General features: G+C 57.3%; 18 protein-coding genes. 9 read left to right on the top strand and 9 right to left on the bottom strand.

Translation table 11 applies throughout. The features are described from left to right. Window positions 1-92 precede the first annotated feature (92 nt). From garL to EKL30_RS12950, 3 genes are read left to right on the top strand one after another with little or no spacing between them, the layout of a single operon-like run. Entirely contained in the window at window positions 93-896 is an 804-nt protein-coding gene (gene garL, locus EKL30_RS12960; protein WP_233583094.1) for a 2-dehydro-3-deoxyglucarate aldolase, read from the top strand. Beyond that, window positions 896-1,786: a 2-hydroxy-3-oxopropionate reductase gene (gene glxR / locus EKL30_RS12955; protein WP_126707661.1), complete on the top strand. Its 891-nt coding sequence runs from the start codon at window positions 896-898 to the stop codon at window positions 1,784-1,786. Before garL ends, glxR begins: the two co-directional genes overlap by 1 nt. Before the next feature lie 38 nt (window positions 1,787-1,824). Then, entirely contained in the window at window positions 1,825-2,580 is a 756-nt protein-coding gene (locus EKL30_RS12950) for a FadR/GntR family transcriptional regulator (protein ID WP_126707660.1), read from the top strand. Between the two features lies 1 nt (window position 2,581). Here EKL30_RS12950 and EKL30_RS12945 read toward each other — a convergent pair whose 3' ends face one another. Next, on the bottom strand, window positions 2,582-3,544 hold the full coding sequence (locus tag EKL30_RS12945; RefSeq protein ID WP_126707659.1) for a LysR family transcriptional regulator: 963 nt from the start codon (window positions 3,542-3,544) through the stop codon (window positions 2,582-2,584). Between the two features lie 128 nt (window positions 3,545-3,672). Between EKL30_RS12945 and EKL30_RS12940 the strand changes: the two genes are divergently transcribed. The 5 genes from EKL30_RS12940 (at window position 3,673) to EKL30_RS12920 (ending at window position 8,067) form a co-directional block, all read left to right on the top strand. Continuing rightward, entirely contained in the window at window positions 3,673-4,347 is a 675-nt protein-coding gene (locus tag EKL30_RS12940) for an RraA family protein (protein WP_126707658.1), read from the top strand. A gap of 91 nt (window positions 4,348-4,438) precedes the next feature. Next, the gene (locus EKL30_RS12935) at window positions 4,439-5,473 is read left to right on the top strand and encodes a TRAP transporter substrate-binding protein (RefSeq protein WP_126707657.1); all 1,035 of its coding nucleotides are present in this window, start codon (window positions 4,439-4,441) and stop codon (window positions 5,471-5,473) included. 28 nt (window positions 5,474-5,501) lie between these two features. Beyond that, complete coding sequence (locus EKL30_RS12930) at window positions 5,502-6,125, top strand: TRAP transporter small permease subunit (RefSeq protein WP_126707656.1); 624 nt, start codon at window positions 5,502-5,504, stop codon at window positions 6,123-6,125. 3 nt (window positions 6,126-6,128) lie between these two features. Next, entirely contained in the window at window positions 6,129-7,421 is a 1,293-nt protein-coding gene (locus EKL30_RS12925; protein ID WP_126707655.1) for a TRAP transporter large permease, read from the top strand. A 73-nt stretch (window positions 7,422-7,494) separates the two neighbouring features. Further along, entirely contained in the window at window positions 7,495-8,067 is a 573-nt protein-coding gene (locus EKL30_RS12920) for an ureidoglycolate lyase (protein ID WP_126707654.1), read from the top strand. Between the two features lie 167 nt (window positions 8,068-8,234). On the opposite strand, the gene EKL30_RS12915 is transcribed toward EKL30_RS12920, so the two are convergent. The 7 genes from EKL30_RS12915 to EKL30_RS12880 all read right to left on the bottom strand — a co-directional run bounded on the left by EKL30_RS12915 (window position 8,235) and on the right by EKL30_RS12880 (window position 17,934). Then, window positions 8,235-9,596: an amidase gene (locus tag EKL30_RS12915; protein WP_158618416.1), complete on the bottom strand. Its 1,362-nt coding sequence runs from the start codon at window positions 9,594-9,596 to the stop codon at window positions 8,235-8,237. A 254-nt stretch (window positions 9,597-9,850) separates the two neighbouring features. Further along, a complete protein-coding gene (locus tag EKL30_RS12910; RefSeq protein WP_126707652.1) occupies window positions 9,851-11,695 on the bottom strand; it encodes an ABC transporter ATP-binding protein in 1,845 nt (614 codons plus the stop codon). Between the two features lie 173 nt (window positions 11,696-11,868). Next, window positions 11,869-12,879, bottom strand: coding sequence for an ABC transporter substrate-binding protein (locus EKL30_RS12905; protein WP_126707651.1), 1,011 nt, complete (start codon window positions 12,877-12,879; stop codon window positions 11,869-11,871). 9 nt (window positions 12,880-12,888) lie between these two features. Beyond that, window positions 12,889-14,940: an MFS transporter gene (locus tag EKL30_RS12900; protein WP_126707650.1), complete on the bottom strand. Its 2,052-nt coding sequence runs from the start codon at window positions 14,938-14,940 to the stop codon at window positions 12,889-12,891. Between the two features lie 2 nt (window positions 14,941-14,942). After that, window positions 14,943-15,743 carry a hypothetical protein gene (locus EKL30_RS12895; protein WP_126707649.1) on the bottom strand — a complete coding sequence of 267 codons (801 nt, stop codon included), beginning with the start codon at window positions 15,741-15,743 and terminating at the stop codon, window positions 14,943-14,945. Between the two features lie 332 nt (window positions 15,744-16,075). Further along, complete coding sequence (locus tag EKL30_RS12885; RefSeq protein WP_126707648.1) at window positions 16,076-17,068, bottom strand: tripartite tricarboxylate transporter substrate binding protein; 993 nt, start codon at window positions 17,066-17,068, stop codon at window positions 16,076-16,078. 104 nt (window positions 17,069-17,172) lie between these two features. Beyond that, on the bottom strand, window positions 17,173-17,934 hold the full coding sequence (locus EKL30_RS12880) for an isochorismatase family protein (RefSeq protein ID WP_126707647.1): 762 nt from the start codon (window positions 17,932-17,934) through the stop codon (window positions 17,173-17,175). Window positions 17,935-18,291: 357 nt separating this feature from the next. Here EKL30_RS12880 and EKL30_RS12875 point away from each other — a divergent pair, with 357 nt between their 5' ends. Beyond that, on the top strand, window positions 18,292-19,059 hold the full coding sequence (locus tag EKL30_RS12875; protein WP_126707646.1) for an IclR family transcriptional regulator: 768 nt from the start codon (window positions 18,292-18,294) through the stop codon (window positions 19,057-19,059). A 54-nt stretch (window positions 19,060-19,113) separates the two neighbouring features. Here EKL30_RS12875 and EKL30_RS19215 read toward each other — a convergent pair. Then, on the bottom strand, window positions 19,114-19,331 hold a 218-nt coding region (locus EKL30_RS19215), incomplete at its 5' end, for a hypothetical protein (protein ID WP_233583090.1).

Raw genomic sequence — 19,331 nt, 5'->3', positions numbered from 1 at the left:
CATGCTCGGTAAAGTAAATCGAGCTTGGTGTCTTGTCACACAACATAACTATGTCTCGCTTTACTAGCTGGCGGGCTGTTGGGGACCAATTTTTGAATAACACTCCTTATTCGGCTTTTCCGAACCAATTCCGGCTCGACCTCCGTGCCGGCAAACGCTTGATCGGGTGCTGGTCTGCATTGGGCAGTCCCATTACCGCAGAAGTCCTCGGCGTAGCCGGTTTCGACTGGATCTTGCTGGACGGCGAACATGCGCCCAACGATGTGCTGGCGTTCATTCCGCAGTTGATGGCGCTCAAGGATAGCGTCAGCGCACCCGTCGTGCGTCCGGCCAGCAATGACACCGTGCTGATCAAGCGCCTGCTTGACATCGGCTTCTATAATTTTCTGGTGCCTTTCGTGGAAACTGCAGACGATGCGCGCCGGGCGGTGGCCGCGACGCGCTATCCGGGCAGCGGCGTGCGCGGCGTATCGGTGGCGCATCGTAGTAACCGATATGGCACAGTAAAAGACTACCAAAAGGTGATCAACGACAACATCTCCGTCAGCGTTCAAATCGAGACGCAGCTCGCGGTCGACAATATTGATGCGATTGCCGCGGTGGACGGTGTGGATTGTCTTTTCATCGGTCCGTCCGATCTGGCGGCGGGCCTGGGTCATTTGGGCGATGCGTCGCAGCCTAAGGTACAGGCTGCCATTGCCCATGTTTTCGCCCGAGCCAAAGCGGCCGGCAAGCCCAGCGGGATTCTTGCTCCAGTGGAGGCCGACGCCTGCCGCTATATCGAAATGGGCGCGACCTTTGTCGCCGTGGGTAGTGATCTTGGTGCCTTTCGCACTGCAACCCAGGCTCTAAGGGACAAATTTCCGTCAAACAACGAATCTATTGGGGAGAAGTAATGAGCAAGTTAGGTTTCGTAGGGCTGGGCATCATGGGGGCGCCTATGGCCCTGAATCTGATCAAGGCGGGGCACGAGGTGTTGCTGTTCAGCCGCTCAAGCATCCCATCCAGTCTGGTCGAGGCAGGTGGTAAAGCGTGCAAATCCGGTAAAGAGGTCGCACAAGGCGCGGACATAATCTTCACGATGGTGCCAGACACTCCCCATGTAGCAAGCGTGCTCTTCGATCCCGAAGGCATTGCCGAGGGACTCTCAGCAGGCAAGATCGTGGTCGATATGAGTTCCATTTCGCCCATCGAGACCAAGGCGTTCGCCTCCAGAATTAATGCGCTCGACTGTGAGTATCTGGACGCGCCCGTGTCCGGGGGCGAGGTTGGAGCTCGAAATGCGGCGCTATCCATTATGGTGGGCGGCGCTGAAGCGACCTTCGAGAAGGTTCGGCCGTTCTTTGCCGCGATGGGCACCAACATCACGCTGGTGGGTGGCAACGGTGATGGGCAAACCGCGAAGGTCGCCAACCAAATCATTGTCGCGCTCACCATTGAGGCCGTGGGAGAAGCATTGCTGTTCGCCTCGCGGGCGGGTGCTGATCCGGCGCGTGTGCGCCAAGCCCTCATGGGTGGTTTCGCCTCGTCGAAGATCCTCGAAGTGCATGGCGAACGGATGATCAAGCGTACGTTCGATCCGGGCTTCCGCATTGAGCTACATCAGAAAGACCTTAATCTTGCGCTGTCGGCCGGCAAAGCGCTGGGACTGGCGTTGCCCAATACCGCGACATGCCAAGAGCTGTTCAATATGTGCGCCGCGCATGGCGGAAGTGGCTGGGATCACTCGGGCATGGTGCGCGCGCTCGAACTCATGGCCAATTTTGAGGTTGGGCAGGAAGCCTGAGGTATCATGAACAGTAACCTCATTAACGCCTTCGACACATGCCGCTTAGTCCTGATCCCCGCTCGCGCAACCTGACCCAGAACGTGGTGGCGGCCCTGTCCGAACGGATCCGGCGTGGTGAATATCACGCCGGGGAAAAGCTGCCTACCGAATCTAAATTCATGGAGTCTTTCGGGGTCAGCCGGACGGTAATCCGCGAAGCGATGTCGCGCCTGCAGGCGGCCGGATTGGTCGAGACGCGTCACGGAATAGGAACGTTCCTGCGAGAGCCGAAAACTGAGCGGCAACTTCGCATCCACAACGAAAGCATCCTGACGATGCTGGACGTGATGGCGATCCTCGAGCTGCGCATCAGTCTGGAGACCGAGGCGGCGGGGCTGGCTGCCTTGCGGCGCACAGAAGATCATATTCAGCGCTTGCGGGGCATTTTGAACGAGTTTGCACGGCATGTGCAGAATAAAACCGGCAATGCAGCCGTATCCGACCTGGCTTTCCACTTAATGGTGGCGACAGCGACGGGGAATCGCTATTTCCACGATATTCTCGAGCAGCTCGGTAGTGCCATCATCCCGCGCACGCGCATCGACTCCGCGGCATTAGCCGAGGACGACCCCCATAATTATCTAAGTCGGATCCACCTCGAGCACGAAGACATCTATAGCGCTATCGTGCGTAAAGATCCAGACGCCGCCCGCGCGGCCATGCGCACACATTTAACGAACAGCCGAGAGCGCTTGCGCCAGTCGCAAGCAGTGGCAACGCGCCAGGACAGCGAAAGCGGACTTCACCTATGACTTAGTCCGCCGCGCGGGCCAGTGCGCGGTCGCCTCGATCTAAAGCCGAAAGATTAGCTGCGCGATCGGGAGTCAAAAAATTCAGGCGAAGCAAGGTGTCCCGTGCTAGCTCGACAATTGCGTCGATACTCGAGCTCTGTGCCGCGGTCATGTAGGAAATAAAGAAACCCGCCGGCTCAATACGCGGCGTGGACACCAGTGTCCGCACAACGCCGGTTGCCAACATCTCCTGCAGCAGCGGGACAGGCAGTATGGCGATGGCATGGCCTGCTGCGACCAATTTTGCGATGAGTGCAAGCGAATTGCTTGTGCTGAGCGACTGCGCTATTGCTCCGCCCGTGCTAAGCCAGCTTGCGACCACGGCGTGGAGCGTGGACGGAGCCGAGTGCGTGGCGATATTCATCCCGCCCGCATCCTTCGGACGAAATGGGCTGCCGTGTATCGGCGTTGATGGTGACGCGACCCAGGCGAAGGGCATCCATCCAATAAAGCTGTCGGTGACCTCCGGCCCCGTCGAAGGATTGGTCAGCAGCGCCATATCAAGCTCTTTCGCATTGAGTTTCTGATTCAGCACCGAGCCAACGTCGACGGTTATTTCCAATTCAAGGGAAGGGAAATGCTGTTTGATCTGAGCAATGACTGCCGTCAGACCCACCGTTGCCGAGCATTCATCCGCACCAAGGCGCAGCTTGCCTGAGGGGCCGCGATTTTTACGAAAATGCTCTAGCTGACGGCTGCTTTGCAGCGCCTGATCTGCATAGCGCAGCGCCGACATACCGGTTTCGGTCAGGCTTACTCGCTGGCGGGATCGTTCGAATAGCTTCGCTTCTAGCGTGCCTTCCAACTCTCGTATGCGTGCGGATACTGCTGGCTGCGAAAGATGCAAGTGCCGAGCGGCCGCATGAATACTGCCCAGATGTGCCGCCCAATAAAAGGCTTCTAGCTGACTTAGGGTAATCCGCATGATAAGGAAAATCTTTCAAGTGAACGGGGATTATTGATTATCCCGGGTCGAGGGCCGCATGATACGCTGCCCTCGAATTGCTGGTGCCCTGTTTTTATTATTGTTTTCATTATAGTGACACGTTCCGCATGTATCTGATTCATACGCTGCCCGATTCTATTCCTGCGTCCGACCTCGCGCTGCTGCAGCGTGCCGAGCCCGCGACGGTTGGCCATTTCCGCACGATTGGCTTTATGGATGCCGGAATAAAGGCCCATGCCCGCGACCTGCGGATCGCAGGGACCGCAGTGACCGTCCGCATGCCAGGTACTGACGGCGGCATTCTGCATTACGCGATGGGCTGTGTGCGCCCCGGCGACATTCTCGTGATTGATCGTTGCGGCGAGGCAGTGACGGCGGCCTTCGGTGGCGCCATGGCTTACGCTGCCCGCCAGGCGGGTGTTGCGGGACTGGTCGTGGATGGCCTTGTTACCGATTTGGGGGAGTTGCGTGAACACGGTGTTCCTGTGTGGTCGCGCGGTCCCTCGATCGTCACGACTCGGGTGCTGGGGTTGGATGGCGAGTTTTGCGGCCCCATCAGTTGCGGCGGGGTGGCGGTGCATCCGGGCGATGCGGTGCTGGCGGATGAGAACGGCATTTTGGTGCTTCCACGGGAACATCTGCGTGCCGCGGCCGAGCAAGCCATTGCCTTTCAAGAACAGGAAAAGCATACGCTGGCCCGGTTGCGCGCCGGCGAAAAGTTTCCCGACATCGTCGGATCCCGCGCGGTGATAGAGCGGAACATTGCCGCCAGAACCGCGTGAAAAACAAGTTTATGCATGAAGGTCACGTTAGGACGTTTGGAGTGCTTTGAGTTGGTGTTCGTTTTTTGCCCATTGGTGAGGAGAGAGGATTATGAAAAAAACAATAGCGGCGGTAGTCATGGCGGCGGCGAGCATGAGCGCTGCGGCGACAGAGTTGCCTAGGACGCAGTTGAAGGTGGTCGGCGGCGGCAGCCACAACTACACATTCGGGGCTGTCGAAAAGCCCTTCTGGGAAAAAACGCTGTCCGAGGCTTCGGGTGGCCGTGTCACGGCGGATCTCGCCGGGTTGTCAGAAAGCGGGCTTAAGGGACCGGAAGTGGTGCGATTGATGCGCGCCGGTGCGTTGGACGTTGGCATGGGGGTATTTGCCTATGTGAGCGGCGACGACGCCATGTTCGAGGGCGTGGATTTACCGGGGATGGCGCCCGACATAGACAGTGCACGCAAGGTTGCCCAGGCTTATCGCCCGGTGCTGGACCAACGTATGCGTGAGCGTCATGGGATCAAAATGCTGGCAACGGTCTCGTACACGGCACAGGTTTTTTTCTGCCGCGAACCTGTCAAGGAGCTCGCTGATCTGAAAGGACGCAAGATTCGTACACGTGGCCGGAACATGGCGGACTACGTGAGTGCGCTGGGCGGCAACCCGCTTACCTTGCCCTTTGCCGAAGTCGTGGCCGCCTTGCAAACCGGCGTGATCGATTGCGCTGTAACGGGTATAGGATCAGGCAACGCCGCCAAATGGTATGAGGTAGCCAATAACCTGTACAACCTGCCGATAGACTGGTCCGTAGGATTTTACGGAATCGGCCTGAAGCGCTGGCAGAAACTGGACCCATCGGTGCAGGCGTTGCTGGAAGAGCAGGCGCTGCTGCTCGAGGACCGGCTCTGGACCGAAACAAAGCGTGAGAACGACTTTGCGCTGGCATGCAATACCGGCGAGGGCGAGTGCCAGATCCATGGAAAAGCGAACATGCAGGCTGCTGCTCCTACCGCAAAAGAACAGGAGACCTTGCGTGGCATTACACAAAATATCGCCAAGCAATGGGGCAAGCGCTGCGGTGCAGACTGCGTCCAACAGTGGAATGAAACTGCCGGCAAGGCAGCGGGCATGAGCATTCACTGAACAGCTGGACACTAGGAGGAGGACTTCCATGAAATCTCAAACGTTGGTGCCCATCAGCATATTGGGCAGGGTCGCCAGTTTCGGCACATGGATGGGTGGGATCTTTCTGCTCCTGGCGTCCATGCTTATTGTGATTGATTTGGCCATGCGCAAGTTTCTGGGCTGGTCGATGGGCGGCGCCGACGAAATCGCCGGCTATGTGCTTGCAATAATTAGTGCGTGGGCGTTTCCGATCACACTTCTGCGTCGTTCGCATATTCGCGTAGACGTCCTCTATACGCACATGTCGCGCGGCGTTCGCGTGGCCCTGGATTTGTTTGCGCTTTTGTGCCTAGGCGTGTTCATCGCTTTGCTCACCTACCATGCGTGGCAGGTACTTACGGATTCCATTTCCTTCAAGTCGGTGTCGAACACGCCGCTACAGGTTCCCCAGTGGATTCCGCAGTCGATGTGGTTCGCCGGTTACGTTTTCTTCCTGATAACCATCGTTGTGTTATTGGCCTGTGCGCTTTACTTAGTCATCATGCGCCGGTCGCGGGATGTTGGCGGATTGATCGGTATCAATTCCGTCGAAGAAGAAATCAAGGAGGAGGTCCAGATCGATGATCTGTCATTCGCGGGTCCTCAATACGCGGGCGCACAGGAGAAATAATCTATGTTGTCTTTTACTGTAGTTGTCTTATTGGGGCTGCTTGCCTTAAGCGTTACCGCCGCGGCCAGTGTCGGCATTCTGGGACTTGCCCTGGCGGAGCTGTATTCGCCGCTACCGCTATCCAATGCCCTCGGCGAGCTGGCCTGGGGCTCCAGTGCAGAGTTCCTGCTGGTTGCTATTCCGTTATACGTGCTGATGGGAGAACTGCTGGTTTCTTCTGGTGTGGCCGGACGCATGTATGGGGCGGTGTCCAAATGGGTGTCATGGATGCCCGGCGGGCTGATGAACGCCAATATTGGCGCATCCGCGCTGTTCTCTGCCACCAGCGGGTCCAGTGTTGCAACCGCCGCCACGATCTCCACGCTTGCGCTGCCTGAGCAGCGTAAAGCGGGCTACAACGCGCCGCTGTTTCTTGGCTCGATTGCCGCCGGCGGCACCTTGGGCATTCTGATTCCGCCATCGATCAACATGATCATTTTCGCGCTGATCGCCAATGTGTCGGTCCCGAAACTGTACTTGGCCGCCACATTGCCCGCGCTTGTGCTGACAAGTCTGTTCATCTTGCTGATCGTCGGTATCTGCCTTGTGCGCCCCGACCTGGCTGGCGAACGTGTCACGGTGACTTGGCGCGACAGAATTGAAAGCTTCCCACATCTGCTACCTCCCTTGGGCATCTTTGTTCTGGTCATTGGTGTCATCTATGGCGGCATCGCAACGGCCAGCGAATCGGCCGCATTGGGTGTGATCGCTGCGTTGCTGCTGGCCTGGTATAAGGGCGCGCTGAACGTGGCAACGTTGCGCCGCGCGTTCGAGTCAACGATGCGCACCACAGGAATGATCATCCTGATCACGCTGTCTGCGTTCTTCCTGAATTTTGTGCTTTCGTCGATCGGGCTCACGAGTGCTCTGGTCGACTTCGTGGTCGGATTAGACCTGTCTCCGATGGGAACGATGATTGCGCTTATCATTTTCTATATCTTGCTCGGATGCTTCATGGACACACTGGCCATGCTGGTAACCACTGCACCGCTAACGGTACCGATTGTGGTGGCGTTGGGTTTCGATCCTATCTGGTTCGGCGTGATGCTGATTCTGCTTTGCGAAATGGGGCAGCTGACGCCGCCATTCGGAATGAATCTATTCGTGGTTCAGAGCATACGAGCGGAGGGCAAGTTTATTGATGTGGTCTACGGAGCCCTACCTTTCTGCGGCGTACTACTCCTGATGCTGGTGCTCATGCTAGCTGTGCCGGATATGGTGGTGTGGCTTCCCTCATTATTTTCTTCAATTTCTTGATCGTGCTCCTAACGGTCCGCTGTGAACGCTGAAATGAGAATTAACTTTCGTAAATTGTCTGGAGATAACTAAGATGGATGCAATCAGTGCGAAACAGATAGTACTGCCCTGCCAAACGGCCGACGACGCGTCTTTTGCGCCATACGGGCGAATTGTCCGGCGCCCAGAGAATACGGCTGCAAGCCTGGCGTCCGGCGCAGTTGAGTCCTGGCGTTTGCCTTTCGAATCCGGATCGGCGCCCGAGATTATGTTCAATCGCTACCATGACAAGGGGCGTAACTTTTCCGTAATGGAAAGGCACTTGCAGGTGACCCAGTGCTTTTTTCCCTTGGGCGGGGTGCCGTACATCATGGTGGTGGGGCTCGACAGCGGAGATCAGTCGATCACGCCGCAAGATGTCAAGGCGTTCTACATCGAAGGCAATCACGGTGTGTTGTTATGGAAAAACGTCTGGCATTCGCTTGCCCGGTTTCCGGTTGGGGCCGATTACATTGATCTGGCCTTTATCACAGACCGCGACACGCAAAGCGAAATCGAGGGTCATTTGGCTGGCGGCGCCAAACCTCAACAGACAGATTTCATCGACTTTCAGAAAACCCATCAAACCGATTTTCTGGTCAGTGACCCGGATTTCACGACCCGCTAGGTCAGGCGCCGCGGCACTGATATCGATGCGCGCATATATCCACGTGTGGTAGCGCTGTAGTACCAAAAAAGGCCGGAACATCGTTCCGGCCTTTTGTCGTTGCCACATGTCAGCGGGCGTTCGCCGTCAACTTGCGAGCGCTATTTTTGTTTTATTGAGCAGGGCGGTCACGACGTGCGACGTTGCATTTGCTCCGCATGGAGGTCGCGTATCTTGGCGTGCCAATCCGTATGCGCCTGCCAATGAGTCGCCGCATGCAGGATCACTGCATCTTGCCCGTACGATCCTACGAATTGCATCGAGGTGGGCCTGGCGTCGTGGCTTATTCCATTGGGGATGGCGATAGCGCAACCCTGGATCAGATTGACGAACCGTGTGTAGATGCCCAGTGTACGTAGCGGATCGAACTCGGTCAGCCTGGTGGCAGGCGTCGCAGTGGTCGGCACAACCAGTACCTGGCTCGGCGTCAGCAGGTTATCCATTGCTTCCCGAATATGTCGTGCCTTATTAAGCAGCGACCAGTATCCATGCAAGTCTGTCTTGCTGCCCTGCAGAAAATTGGTTCGAACGCCATCGTCAAGCGGTGCCGCGGGGTCGTCTACCAATTCTCTATTGTTTAGATAGCCTTCGACCGCCGAGATCCCGGCCCAGACTCCAGCCATCTCTGCAAAGCTGCGAGGGATCGTCGTCATCTTTATCGGAAAGCCCTGGGCTGCACACTGGGTCTGGCTCGCGCGGTAGGCAGCAAGCGTGTTGCTATCTACAACGCCCAGGCTTGCATCATCGAGGAACATCAGGGTGGGCAGCGGTTGTTGGGTGGCCACTTCCAGCGCCGTCTCAAATGCGGTGCGCCGAAGGGCCGGCAGCATGGCCCGGTAGAGCTGGCCCACTTCGGAAGCCGTGCGTGCCATAGGGCCGACGACGTCGAAACTTTGGCTGAGTGGCGCTACGCCGACGGTACTGACCCAGCCGGGAGAGCCTTTCAACCCAGTGATACCGCACCAGGAAGAGGGAATCCGCACGGATCCACCGGTGTCCGTGCCTAAGGCGGCCGGTACAAGTCCGGCAGCAACGGCAGAAGCCGAGCCATTGCTGGAGCCGCCGGAAAAAAACAGATCATCGGCATCAATGGGGTTGAGCGGGCGCCCCAATGGGCTGACGCCCCAGCCGCTCATCGCGAACTCGGTCGTGTGGCTTTTTCCGGCAATGATCGCACCTTCGCTGACCAGGGCGTCAATGACGGCGGCATGTTCTTCAGGCGCGTGTGACACTGCCTGGCTGCCCAGTCGCGTCGGCATGCCCGCTACGTCGATCAAATCTTTGACTGCAATCGGTACGCCCGCTAACAACGCTGCGGGATTCGTTGCGGTGATCGCATTGTGTGCGGGCTCGTCGCCGATATGGACGAAGGCGTTGACCGTGTCGTTGCGCTTGCGCAGGGCCTGTGTCCGGCTGCGAAGGGTGGCTTGCCCTTCGTCGTCCGGTTTATGACTTCTGCAGTGATCTATTGAATCCAGGAAAAAAGCCACTGATAACTCCGTATGTCGTGGTGAGGTTTGATGCGTTCTGCAGATGCCCGAATGCCCTACAGAGGCGCAGAGTTCAAGGCTGAGGATACATGTAATCGCGCGGCGCGAAGAAAAAAAATACTGATCAAATCGGGGGCTGTAGGTTATCAATGGGCCCTCGGCGCTTAGCGACATGCTGCTATGAGCAGCATCGCGACCAGAAGGCTGGCTAGGTCACGTCAGACTTCTGCGACGACCTTTTCGGCCCGCCGCCGCTAATAAATTTCTTCGGCTTCTGGGGCCAAGAACCCACCGCTTTGATGACGCCAGAGCTTGGCGTAAACCCCGTTCGTTTTCAAAAGCTGGGCATGGGTGCCTTCTTCGATGATGCGACCCTGGTCCATGACAATGAGCCGATCCATCGCCGCAATAGTCGAAAGGCGGTGAGCGATGGCGATGACGGTCTTGCCTTCCATCATCTCATCAAGGCTTTCCTGTATGGCCGCTTCGACTTCCGAATCCAGCGCGCTGGTGGCCTCGTCCAACAACAGGATGGGCGCATTCTTCAGCATGACGCGCGCAATGGCGATGCGTTGACGTTGGCCGCCTGAAAGCTTCACGCCCCGTTCTCCTACCTGCGTGCCGTACCCCGTGTTCCCGTGCTGGGCACTTAACTCTTTTACGAAATCGTGAGCGTGGGCGCGAACGGCTGCGGCGCGAATTTCGGCATCACTGGCGTCCGGGCGCCCATAGCCAATGTTGTCGCGAATCGAACGATGCAGCAATGAGGTGTCTTGCGTGACCATGCCTATCATGCTGCGCAGGCTGTCTTGCGTTACGTGCGCGATGTCCTGTCCATCAACGCGTATCTGTCCGTTGTCGACATCGTAGAAGCGTAATAGCAAGTTGATCAGCGTAGATTTGCCCGCACCGGAACGGCCGACTAGGCCAACCTTCTCGCCAGGCCGGATCGTCAGCGTAAGGTTATTGAGCACCCTACGTTCATCGTTGTAGTTAAAGCAGACGTGGTCAAATTCGACTTTGCCGCGGGTAACCTTAAGGGCTTGAGCGTCCGGTGCATCCTGGACTTTAGCGGCACGAGTAAAAGTACCGATTCCGTCCTGCACTGTGCCGATGTTCTCGAATAGCGTTGTCATTTCCCACATGATCCAGTGCGACATGCCGTTGACGCGCAAGGCCATGGCAGTCACCGCGGCGACCGCGCCGGTGCTGACCTGGCTACCATGCCAAAGCCAAAGGGCATAGCCTCCCGCGGCCAGGATCAGCCCCGCCACCAGTGCTTGATTAACGACTTCAAATTGGCTTACCAGTCGCATCTGGCGATAGCCCGTGGACTTGAAGTCCTCCATCGCGTCGCGGGCAAACTGGGCCTCGCGCTTGGTGTGTGAGAACAGCTTTATGGTCGTGATGTTGGCATAGGCGTCGGTGATGCGCCCCGTCATCGACGAACGCGCATGGGCTTGCTCTTGGCCCACTTTGCCCAGACGAGGCACGAAATAAAGCATCGCCACGCCATATAACACCACCCAGGCAATAAAGGGCAGAATCAGCCGGATGTCGAATCCGCCGGCCAGTGCAACGATGGTGATAAAGTACACGCCGACGCCGATCACCACCTCGCAGAAGGTAAGAATTACCTCGCGCACGGCCAGCGCCGTCTGCATGACTTTGGCGGTGACTCGCCCGGCGAACTCATCCGCGAAAAAGGCGAGACTTTGCCGCAGCATGAGGCGATGAAAATCCCAGCGAAGCTTGAGCGGCAAGTTAATGGCCACCGCCTGGTGTTGCACCATGGTGCGCAGCGCCACCAGCATGACGCTAGCGCCCACCACAATACCGATACCCCACAGTACACCGCGTTCATGGGGCGATGCAGGCTGGCCCGGCTGCCACGTTGAGAGTAAATCGACCACCTGTCCCAGAAAAGCGAACAGCCACGCTTCATAAATCGACACGCTGGCACTCAGCAGAGCCAGGACAGCGATGTAGCGGCGCGAGCCCCGCGTGCAGGACCATAGGAATGAAGCCAGACCCTTATGAGGTAGCGATGCTTCCTCGGAAGGGAAGGGGTCGAGCAGACCTTCAAACCAGCGAAACAAGGGACCTCTCATTAAGCGTTATGGGCAATTGGACAATGCGCGAGCGGACTCGCCGTAGAGTCACGAGAGATGGTCGTCAGCCACAATGACGAAGACTAGATTTTAGAGTAAAAACGGTGAAGCCTCTGAGCCCGTCGGACAGGCTGCAGCAGTCCAGCCCGGTTGCCGCTCAGTTAATTAACCGTCTCGGCGATCTGCAACAGCTCGAGCGCGGGAAACAGCTTGAGTTGACGCGCCGATTTCATATTGATGACGAATGCAAACTGCGTCATGGCGAGGACAGGCAACTCACCTGGGTTGACCTCGTCGACCAGTATGCGTCGCGCCTGGCGGGCAGCCAGTTCACCGACGGCGTAATAGCGTGCCGAAATTGCCAGCAAGCCGTCGGCTTCTGTGACCAGGTTTTCGTAAGGACTCAGCACTGGCAGACCCGCTTTCAGGGCCGCTGCCGTGAACGTCGCGCCGTTCCGTTCAATGAAGGAACTCGAACCGACATAAACGAAGTCAACGCCTTTCTCTCGAAGTGCCTGCATTTTCTCCGGGATAGACGCGACGTTCGGCTGGCCGTTCGCATCGAGGTCGAACTCGATGGCCACAAGTTCGAAATTCATTGGCCCGGTCAAGGCGCGGACTTCCTCGACTTTCACGACCGAATTGGTCTCGGTGCTGCTGTAAAGCATGCCGAGCTTGCGGAAGGCGGGGAAATAAGTCCGTATTGCGTTCAGGTTGATTTCTTCGGGCACGCGGTGGTGGGTACCTGTGATATTGGTACGCCCCGTTTGCTCAAAGCTCTTGATAATGCCAGAGCTCACTGCATCCGCGACGATCATATACACCAGAGGAAGCTGCGTGATGTAACGCGGATTTTTCGCTTCTTTCAGGGTTCCCGCCATGCCCAGGGTTACGGTCGTTCCCCAGGTAATTACAAGATCCGGTTGCATGGCGCGCGCCTCTTCCACAAAGCCGGCCAGCTTGGATCGGTCATAGTTGGCGTTACGCTCGACAAATACGGCGTGGATTCCACTTTTCACGATCGCGTCCTTGAACCCGTGACAGGCGGCCTCGCACCCCCGCCAGAGCGCCATATAAATCGAGAGCGGCTTACCCGGCGTCCGCGCCGCTGCAGGGAGGGCGATCATGAGCGCCGTCAAGATCATGGTCACGCGGGCTTTAAGAAGAGACATGGGTTCGCCCTATCCGTCAGGAACTCGTGCTGCAACGAATTCACTCGCTAGGAATACCAGGGTGCCTGCCACCGTCAAGAAACCAATCAGACCGATGGTCGCGCCATAGCCGTAGTGCCCGACCAGGACGCCCGTGGTCGCCAGGCCAATGGCGCTGCCCGCGCGTTCCCACATGCGCAGGGCGCCGAGTGCTTTTGCTGACGTGGTGCGTCGCCTGCCCCTCGTGGCGATCTTGATGGCCAGAGGGATCTGCGTGGCACGAATGATGGCGTGCCCGATTCCCGCCAATGCGACCGCGCCGACAATCGGCCATAAGCCATACCAGCGCGTCAGGCAAATCAGCCCAATTCCCGATATGGCACCACCGCAGGCAAGCAAAAGCGACGCGGCCGAGGAACGGTCGACAATGCGAGCGGCCACGGGCGCCGCGAGGATCGTCATGAGGTAGTAGATCATCAGCACCCGTCCGATGTCCGCGGGGCGTGAACCCAGATCCGACAGGGCCAGCGGAACGATATACCAGATGAAGGCCGCCATCATGATATTGGCGGGAATGGCGATGCCCACCAGAAGACCGAGGAAGCGGTGATTGGTGAGTGCGGAGCGGGGCCGACCCAAGGCAGGCATGTCGGGCGGCGGATGTTGAGCGTCATCGCCGGACATCATTTTGAGTGCGGCGAAGGCAGAGACCGCAACCAGCGCCGCGCCGACAAGGAAGGTGTTGCTGGCGCCGAGCCGCTCCGCCAGCACGCCTCCGACCGCGGTGCCGCAGAACGTACCGCCGATTACCACCGCCACAAATCCTCCCATGGCGCGGAAGTGCCTGCCGTCCGCGCTCGTGCGGAGCGCGTATTCCTGGCATGCGATGGTGGCCAGCGCATAGCCTGCTCCAGCGACACCGCGCCACAGGACGTACTCGCCCACGCTGCTGCTGACGCTAAGCCCGATATGGCTGATGCCGACCGGAAGCAGGGCCGCGAGGAAGACCTTTCGGGCGGTGTGGCGTTCAGCGAGCCCGCCGGCGAGAGGCGAAAGGACGATGAGGGCGAGCAGATAGACGATCAGCGGAAGGCTGATCAAGACGTCCTGGTCAAGCCAGGTTATATCCGTTGCGGCGGAGCGCACGAGCAGCGGCAGAAAGGACTTGCTCAATTCCTCCCCGGTCGCAAACAGGAAGAGCGGCAGTCTCATGTCCACGGCGTCTCTCAGCTCTGCGACGGGGGGCGGGGCGACGGTCAGCCGGTATCGGCGGCCGATGTCGGCGAGCCGATCATCTTGCTGCGAGTTCTCGTGTAGGCTCGACATGGCACGTAGGCGCAGCGCGGCGTAGCGGTTGTGCAGATCTATGGCGTGATCGGAAAAGCGTGTCGCCGCCTGCGTGATGACGCCCCGGGTCCCAAGCCTTATCCGGTGGGAGAAATCGCCAGTCGCCTGACGCTCCAGAATCTGATACAGGCCGTCGAGCGGTTTGCTTAGCGACTTCGCCACCGCTGCGATCATGATTTCGAACGACAGCAGTAACACCACCAGGATGACGACCAGCACGTCGAGGAATACGTCGACGAACTGCTGTTCGACGTAGGCGCGGTCCACGTTGATGAGCACTTCCCCCGCCAGGGAGTTGCCAGAGAGAATGGCAAAGCGGAAGGTGCCGTCCGCGGCGAAGCTTGCCGCATCGAAGGCGGCGGCCACTTGCGCCGTTGTAGGGACGATCCCGACGGCGCCATCCAAACGCCGCTCGACCTCGGTAATAGGGATGCCTTCAGCGGTTCGGATGGTGATGCGCGCGACCTCCGGAAAGGAGTCCATGACGCTCAGCAGATAATTTTCGGCGCCCGGCATCTGATTGAGCGGAACCCCCAAGGCAAGTGCGCGCTCGATATTTTCTCGAACGCCAGTGCCAATCAGTCGCGAGCGGTTGTCGAGTTCCGGTTGTACGGCCTGATTGAATGAGATTACTGCGAGGTATCCCAGTACGGCCACCGCAACGATAATTAGAAAAGCAGCCAGCGGAATCAGCAGGCTCGCGGCTGAACCTCCCGGAGACATGGGGGCGGCCATGGTCAGACGGCCTTGCCAGACGACTCCAGGGCTGCGAGTTCTATTCCGGCACTGATGTACTGCTTTTCGGCGGCTTCAGACAGGCTCAGCAAAGTGCGGGTGTCGATCCCGAACCCTACGACTGGCGGCGGCGCTGGGCTCGTGCCCCCCGCCGCATGCCGCCACTCGTGTTGCTCGAACGCCGTGAAGGTCGCTTCGATGCCTGCGAATACTGCGATCAGGTGCCGCAGGCCGTAGCGTAGGATGAAGACGGCCAGGCCAGCCATAAGCAAGGTGATCGCCGCGGCGTAAAGGGCAAGGCTGGCGCCCATTGCCTTGATCGGGGTCTCGAGGCCGGCCTTGGGGTAGACAATGACCACTCCTCCGATGGCTCGACGTTTTTTGGCATCGAGAATGGGCATGCCGCTCAGGAGCTGGTTGCTCGTTTCAGCGCGCCAGATTTCGCCGTCCGACAAGGCATGGGCATGCATTGCTGCCGACTCGATACGGGCTGGAGGCATGGTGTCGGTCGAAAGCAGTACTCTTCCATCCCGATCGAAAACATGGATGGCGTCGATTTGGGGAGCGCGCTGCCTTGACCGCTCGAGAATGGCGGCCCCATTACGTACGCTGGCAAGTGGCAGCCCTAGGCTCGTTGCGGAGCGAAATGACAGTTGCACCGACTGAACAAGAACAGCGAGCCGTCCCTGTACGAGGCTCGACAGGATCGTACTGAACTGAACGGTGGAAAGTACGACCAGTGCCGCCAACACCACAGCCACCAGCAGGACGACCAGCGCCCAGCTTCGCCAGAATAGGGACATTGTTCACCCCTCGTACCCGTGCTCGCGCAATTTTTTCCATAGTACTTGAAAGTGGGTCGTTCCAGAGCATGCTGGGCATGTAACGGTTTCCCGCCGCCCACCTAAAAGCACACATCCCACTGAATAAACCCAAGTCGCGGTCGTACAACACTGCGTTCGCTCGCTGAACAACTCGGCATCCACGTTTCGACCGTGTCTCGGGTTTTGAACGGCACCGAAGCCGAAGCCCGTAGCGCCGCGTCACCCGAAGTCATCGAGCGCATTTGCTCAATCGCCATGCCGGTTCGTATTGCTCGGCAACTACCCTTTACGACGCCACATCCTCCCGGCACTTAATCGCCCGCGGCGACCTTGTTTTCCTGGATAACCTTGCCCCATTGAGTCATCTGGTCTTGTACGAACGCTTTGAACTCACCGGGCGTGCTGCCAGCTATCGTGACACCTTGGCGTGTAAGGTGATCAATCACATCTGGCTGCTGCAGCGCATAGCGCGTTGCCTCATACATTCTGTCGACGATCTTTTGGTTAGTGGCGCCAGGACTTACCATACCCCACCACGTGGGTGCGTTAAATCCTTCATAGCCCAGTTCAGCAACTGTGGGTACGTCAGGAAAGACTGATGAGCGCACGTCTGTGGTTACTGCAAGCGGGACCAAGGAGCCTCCGTCGACGAGCCCTTTAATAGCCAGAAGTGAGCTAATGCCGACATCCACGTGGTTGGCTGCTACATCCATATGCAGTGGGCCGCCGCCGCGATACGCGATATGCTCCCATGCGAAGTTGCCCTGATTAGCGAGGCTGACCATCGCCAAGTGGCCTAGCCCGCCTGTCCCCACGGAGCCGTAACTTAGCTGCTTGCCTTCTTTTGAGGCTTTGAACAGGCTGTTAGCTCGCTTGTGTTCGGACTTTTTGCCAGCGAAGATCGCCAGCGGTGCTGTACCGAACAGCGTCACGAAGTTGACGTCGTTCATCGAGTCGAATGAAATATTGTCTTTATAGAGTTGCGCATTCGTCGCGTGAGTGTCAAAAATAACCCCGAACATATGGTCGTTGCCTTTGGCCACAGCCGCTGTGCCGATCATGCCGCCTGCACCACCCCGATTTTCCACGATCACGTTCTGACCTAAGTGCTTGGAGATGTGAGGAGCAAGGATGCGACCCATCTGATCAGCTGAGCCACCCGGGGGAAATACGACGACTAGTTGAATCGGCTTGGTTGGCCAATCCGCACTCGCGGACGCGGCGCCCATCAAGGCGGTCGCCATTAAAATGCCAGCCAATATTCGCTTGAAACCTGTTTTCTTCGGATTGTCTTGATAGTTCATGTTTACTCCTTACCTTCCATTCTTTTTGAGTTCGATATTAGTGAGAAAGACAATTACTGCTCCCTGAGCTACTCAGCGTTATGAGTAAATTTTTCAAGGGAATGCTATTCAATTGGCTGTATTGAAGCCAGCGGCGCTAACTTGAGCGCATCATCCGTCGACATTACGTCGGCGTACTTACTGTTCATGTCAAATAAGTTCACTGCGTGTGAGGTCTGCGATCTGTCGTACACAGCGTCGTGTGGCACTATGACGCGATAGCCATAGGACGACGCATCTACCGCTGAAGCACGAACGCAGCCGCTGGTTGTAGTACCCGTGATCACTACGCAATTGATATTCTTCGTTGTGAGATAGCTGACCAGAGGTGTGCCGAAGAATGCACTTGCATGGTGCTTGGGCACCAGAATATCTCCTTCAAGAGGAGCGCATTCTTTAATCATTTCGTACCCCTGGCGCGAGATCGACATGGCAGCGGGCACCTTATCAGCAAATCGTTGCCCATCGTGATTCTCTTTGAATGCGACATGGGGGAATAAGACCGGCAGTTGGCGCTCGCGAAATGCGTGGATCAAGCGAGCAATGTGCGGCACAGCACGCCATCCATACTGTCCACAACTGGTCGGATATTCCGTTTCAATAGACTCAAGGATTGGTAGATTGGCATGCCCCATCGATCGGTACTGGACGTCGATGACCAGCAGAGCGGGACGGATGTCCCCTTTAAATGAATTGCCGAATCCAGCCCTTTGGTAAATGATCATCTCCTCCTCGGAGACTACATGTTGCCAAGGCGACTCCCCGTTAAGTTGCTTCGGCGCAATCTTGTGCACTTCATCTTCGAGGCGCGGTTGTCCGTTAGACATACTTGTTTCCATTGATACAGTTGAAATTTCGACGTGCGGCTATGCGTTCATTGTGCGCACGCTGGGATATAGGCTTAAAGGTGGGAGTGGTTATTTCAAGACGAGGGTATTTAACTTTCGATGTGAGGCCGGTCTCTTCGAGCAATGTGCTCAGTCATAATCAACCACACAATTTGAGTAAACCCCTTTCGTTCATATATGAGAACGCTCGTTCTTGCTTGTGAATAGTATAGGCTTGATGGATTTTATTCGTCAAGCTTTTGTATGCACGAGTCAATGCACACGGACACGTTAAACTTGAGATTCTTTTGATGATGTAGACGCAAAACAAATCGATCTTAAAAGCTCGAGGAGGATATGGGAGTATCTGAGGACATGACGGAACGTGTGGCTGGAGTCAAGAGCGCGATTCGCGTATTAGAGGTACTGGAGTTCTTTGCGCGAACCCCTGAACCGGCTTCGCTTGCGAGGGTATGTGCGGCACTGGGTATACCGAAGTCCAGTGGCCATGCTCTGATGGAAACGCTACGACAGCAAGGCTATGTATATTGGTTAGGCAGGCGACAGGGCTACTATCCCACACGGCGCTGGCGCGACGTAGGCGAAGCTATTACGCGCCACGATCCCATCCTTTCACTAATGTCAGATGTTTTGCACCGCATCAGTGAGGAGTCGGGTGAGACAGCGATTCTCGCCAAGATGGAGGAGCACGAGGTGCTTTATCTGGATGTCGTGGAGCCGGACCGCACGTTACGCTTTTCGGCGAATGCAGGTCAAATCAAGTCGATGCATAGCGCAGCTTCGGGACGCGCATTGCTCGCGTTACTTGATATTGAAGAGCGGTCCCGGGTGGTGAACCTTCTGAAGTTGCAGGCTTTTTCTGCACGCACCATCACGGATGTTGATCGCCTGCAGCAGATGATCGCAGATGGCGAGGAGCAGGGGTATCACGTCGTGATTGGCGAGCATCAGTCGGAAACTACCGCCATTGCCGTGGGATTCAAGTTAGGGACTGAATCCTACGCGTTTTCGGTAGGCGGGCCGACGCATCGGCTCGAGGGCCGCATTGAGGAAGTCGGACGCATGTTGATGCGTCATGCGGTGGCGATAGCGGCCGTAAAGTAAATCTGATCGTAGCGTCTTTCATCGGTTTTAGTGGCTCCTTCACTTGACCTTCGCTCAAGCGGCATCAGGTCGGTGGAAGACTGAGCTTTCTGGTATCAGGGTCCTGCTAACCTCCTTGGTAAGCCACAGTTGGTAAGCCTGAGTAGGGATATTGACGACCATGACGGAAAACAATGGCTGTTTTACCATAGCCAAACGAGATTCTTGGCCGGCTGGCGTCGAGAATCGAACTTGAATTGCAGGAGAATCAATGCTCAAACTTCTTGCGATCG

This window comes from Candidimonas sp. SYP-B2681 (assembly GCF_003971065.1).
GTDB lineage: Bacteria > Pseudomonadota > Gammaproteobacteria > Burkholderiales > Burkholderiaceae_B > Pollutimonas.
Note: the sequence above shows the minus strand (reverse complement) of the source record. Positions and strands in the feature narration are given on the sequence as shown.

Bases quoted from the DNA above. Each gene is read 5' to 3' on its own strand.
- glxR (WP_126707661.1), top strand. From the start codon at position 896: ATGAGCAAGTTAGGTTTCGTAGGGCTGGGCATCATGGGGGCGCCTATG.
- EKL30_RS12950 (WP_126707660.1), top strand. From the start codon at position 1,825: ATGCCGCTTAGTCCTGATCCCCGCTCGCGCAACCTGACCCAGAACGTG.
- EKL30_RS12945 (WP_126707659.1), bottom strand. From the start codon at position 3,544: ATGCGGATTACCCTAAGTCAGCTAGAAGCCTTTTATTGGGCGGCACAT.
- EKL30_RS12940 (WP_126707658.1), top strand. From the start codon at position 3,673: ATGTATCTGATTCATACGCTGCCCGATTCTATTCCTGCGTCCGACCTC.
- EKL30_RS12935 (WP_126707657.1), top strand. From the start codon at position 4,439: ATGAAAAAAACAATAGCGGCGGTAGTCATGGCGGCGGCGAGCATGAGC.
- EKL30_RS12930 (WP_126707656.1), top strand. From the start codon at position 5,502: ATGAAATCTCAAACGTTGGTGCCCATCAGCATATTGGGCAGGGTCGCC.
- EKL30_RS12925 (WP_126707655.1), top strand. From the start codon at position 6,129: ATGTTGTCTTTTACTGTAGTTGTCTTATTGGGGCTGCTTGCCTTAAGC.
- EKL30_RS12920 (WP_126707654.1), top strand. From the start codon at position 7,495: ATGGATGCAATCAGTGCGAAACAGATAGTACTGCCCTGCCAAACGGCC.
- EKL30_RS12905 (WP_126707651.1), bottom strand. From the start codon at position 12,879: ATGTCTCTTCTTAAAGCCCGCGTGACCATGATCTTGACGGCGCTCATG.
- EKL30_RS12900 (WP_126707650.1), bottom strand. From the start codon at position 14,940: ATGGCCGCCCCCATGTCTCCGGGAGGTTCAGCCGCGAGCCTGCTGATT.
- EKL30_RS12895 (WP_126707649.1), bottom strand. From the start codon at position 15,743: ATGTCCCTATTCTGGCGAAGCTGGGCGCTGGTCGTCCTGCTGGTGGCT.
- EKL30_RS12885 (WP_126707648.1), bottom strand. From the start codon at position 17,068: ATGAACTATCAAGACAATCCGAAGAAAACAGGTTTCAAGCGAATATTG.
- EKL30_RS12880 (WP_126707647.1), bottom strand. From the start codon at position 17,934: ATGTCTAACGGACAACCGCGCCTCGAAGATGAAGTGCACAAGATTGCG.
- EKL30_RS12875 (WP_126707646.1), top strand. From the start codon at position 18,292: ATGGGAGTATCTGAGGACATGACGGAACGTGTGGCTGGAGTCAAGAGC.